This is a genomic window from Allobosea sp. Tri-44, assembly GCF_004123845.1.
GTDB lineage: Bacteria > Pseudomonadota > Alphaproteobacteria > Rhizobiales > Beijerinckiaceae > Allobosea.
Map to the genome: position 1 here is coordinate 1 of NZ_NBDP01000043.1, position 2,754 is coordinate 2,754.

3 protein-coding genes and 1 pseudogene are annotated in these 2,754 nt (G+C 62.6%); all 4 read left to right on the top strand.

What is annotated here, in order from left to right; translation table 11 throughout:
* Positions 1–135: 135 nt before the first annotated feature.
* The 4 genes and pseudogenes from B6S44_RS24840 (at position 136) to B6S44_RS24855 (ending at position 2,531) form a co-directional block, all read left to right on the top strand.
* Positions 136–588: a L,D-transpeptidase gene (locus tag B6S44_RS24840; protein ID WP_349236387.1), complete on the top strand. Its 453-nt coding sequence runs from the start codon at positions 136–138 to the stop codon at positions 586–588.
* 90 nt (positions 589–678) lie between these two features.
* Entirely contained in the window at positions 679–1,194 is a 516-nt protein-coding gene (locus tag B6S44_RS24845) for a cupin domain-containing protein (RefSeq protein ID WP_129159566.1), read from the top strand.
* 63 nt (positions 1,195–1,257) lie between these two features.
* Positions 1,258–1,635 (top strand): VOC family protein, encoded by a 378-nt coding sequence (locus B6S44_RS24850; protein ID WP_129159567.1) that lies wholly within the window; start codon positions 1,258–1,260, stop codon positions 1,633–1,635.
* A gap of 18 nt (positions 1,636–1,653) precedes the next feature.
* Positions 1,654–2,531: pseudogene (locus tag B6S44_RS24855) on the top strand (arginase family protein).
* Positions 2,532–2,754: the final 223 nt, after the last annotated feature.

Here is a 2,754-nt window from a genome sequence, read left to right on the forward strand (position 1 = left end):
GCCGCAGTGCAGGGTCGAATGACGCCGCTGCCCTAGCCGGGAGCGGGGGAAGGGCTGTCCTAGCCCTTCAACCTGCCACGGTGTCTGCTCGCCGCCCTCAACCCCCGGCCGACCCTGCGTAAGGCCGGCGGAACCATCTCTGGCCCCGCCGCGACGGGCGTCGACCCGCCGGGCAGCGCCCAACGCGTCGAGGCCGTCAAGGGCAGGGGCATGGTGGTCGTCTATGGGGCGGGCGATCGTATCCTTGCAAGCTATCCCGCCACGATCGGCTCAGGCGAAACGCCATCGCCGGAGGGCGAATTCCGGATCGAACGGATCGTCAAAAACCCGACCTATCACTACGATCCTGACAAGAATTTCCAACAGGGAAAAAATACCAGGAAGCTCGTCCTGCCGGCCGGTCCCAACAATCCGGTCGGCACAGTCTGGATCGCGCTCTCAAAACCGACCTTCGGCATCCATGGCACGCCCGATCCCTCACGGGTGAGCAAGAACTCGTCGCATGGCTGTATCCGGCTGACGAATTGGGATGCCGAGCATCTTGCCGCGATGGTGAAGCCGGGCGTGCCCGTGCGCTTCGTGGATTAGAGCGGCCTGGCAGCTCCGCCAGGGCTCGTGCTCCGGTTGCCGAACGTTCTGCATCCCTGCGCGTTGAAGCGGCAAACTGGAGATCAACTGATGAAACCGATCAGGGCACTGCAGCTCGAGTCGCGCGGCGCAATTCCCAATAACCCGCGGCTGCCGGTACTGATCTATGAGTCAGCTTTCTCACCGGATACCGGCGATCTTGCTCGCCAGATGGAGCAGCGCTTCGCCGAGAACGACTGGCCGCCGCAATGGCGCAACGGCATCTATGCCTTCCACCACTACCACGCGGAAGGACATGAGGTGCTCGGTATCGCCGCCGGCCATGCAGTGCTGATCGTTGGCGGTGATGGCGGAGAGGAGCTTCGCGTCTCGGCCGGCGATGTTCTCGTGCTGCCGGCCGGCACAGGGCACTGCCGCCGCTCGGCCAGTGAGGATCTGCTCGTCGTGGGCGCTTATCCGCCCGACCAACTAGGCGACACCTTGCGCGAGGCGGCTACGCCCGAAATTCGAGGCGCGATCGACCGATTGCCGTTTCCCCGCATCGACCCCGTTCTCGGTCGCGGCGGCCCGTTAGTTGATTATTGGGTAGCGAATAGCGACGGGTAGGGCGCCGAGAGGGCCGCGTACGACCCTCGTTAGATCCGCTACAAAGCTGGAACGGAGGTAGCCGTGATCCATCATGTTTCGCTTGGGACGAATAATATTGGGCGTTCGAAGCGCTTCTACGATGCTGTTTTGCCCCTCGTCGGCATTACGCCAATGGCAGAGGACGAGGGTGGACTAGGTTATGGAAGTGGCACGTTTCACTTCAGCGTTCAGATTCCAATCGATGGAGAGCCAGCGACCGTAGGCAATGGCACTCATATCGCCTTTGCGGTGGAGGACCGTTCGATGGTCAATCGATTTTATGAAGCAGCACTAAAACATGGTGGCCGCGACGATGGCGCTCCAGGGCTGCGGCCGAACTACGATGCCAACTATTATGGGGCGTTCGTCCGTGACCCAGATGGTCACAAAATCGAGGCAGTAACCTACTCCGCAAAGTAATGACTGACGGAGGCGCCCGTGCCGACCCTTTCCTATGCAATTCTGGAAGCCCCTTCCACATTGGGCCTCGCGACGGACGGAGTCGAGCGCCTGCCTGACCGACTCCTGGATCTCGGTCTCGCGGAGCGTATCCATGCGCGCCGCGCCGGGCGGCTGGCGGTGCCTCCGAAGGAACCTATGCCCGATCCCGAGTCGGGAACCCTCAATGCCAGGGCAATTGCGGCGTGGTCGCCCAAACTCGCCGAGGCGGTGGAAGCGGTGACGCGGGCGAATTTCCGGTAGTGCTGGGCGGCGATTGCACGATCCTGCTGGGCTCGATGCTCGCGCTTCGACGGCGCGGCCGCTACGGCCTGTTCTTCATCGACGGCAACGCCGATTACTTCCAGCCCGCCAACGGTGAAGGCGCCTCAATGGACCTCGCCTTTGTCACCGGCTACGGCCCGTCGCTCCTGACGGACATTGAAGGTCGCGGGCCTCTCGTCCGTCCCGAAGACGCTGTCGCGTTCGCGTATCGCGATCATGAGGATCAGGAGGAGTACGGGAGCCAGCCGCTCCCCAACGAGCTGAAGGCGATTGACCTTCCCGCCGTGCGCGCGATGGGCATCGAGGCCGCCGCCCGCGAAGCGGTCGATCACCTGACGCGAGAGGAGCTGGACGGCTTCTTCATCCATCTCGACGCCGATTGCCTCGACGACGTCGTCATGCCGGCTGTCGATTTCCGTATTCCCGGAGGGTTGTCATGGACGATCTCGGGGTAGCGCTTCGGGTTGCCTTGGCGAGCGGAAAGGCAGTGGGTATCGAAATCACCATCTACAATCCGCGCCTTGATGAAGACGGCAGCGCGGGGCGCGGCCGCAGACGTACTCGCCGCAGCGCTCGGAACAGCAGCACCCTAAACACAGCGAGCAACGTGTCGCAATTATGAGATGCAACGCAATGTGCGCTCTGCCTTGCGGGTGTGAGCAGCGGCCTTCTTTCAGACCACTCGCCTACCAGCTCCAAACCTCAGGAACGTGGCCTGTCCGCTTCCAACAGCATTGCTGCACGAAGCAATCCGCCCGGGACGATCATGTCCTGTTTCAGTAGCCAGGCGACGGATGGAATGCTGCGTCCCGATAA

Excerpts from the sequence above, each read along its gene's own strand:
- B6S44_RS24845 (WP_129159566.1), top strand. The coding sequence starts at position 679 with ATGAAACCGATCAGGGCACTGCAGCTCGAGTCGCGCGGCGCAATTCCC.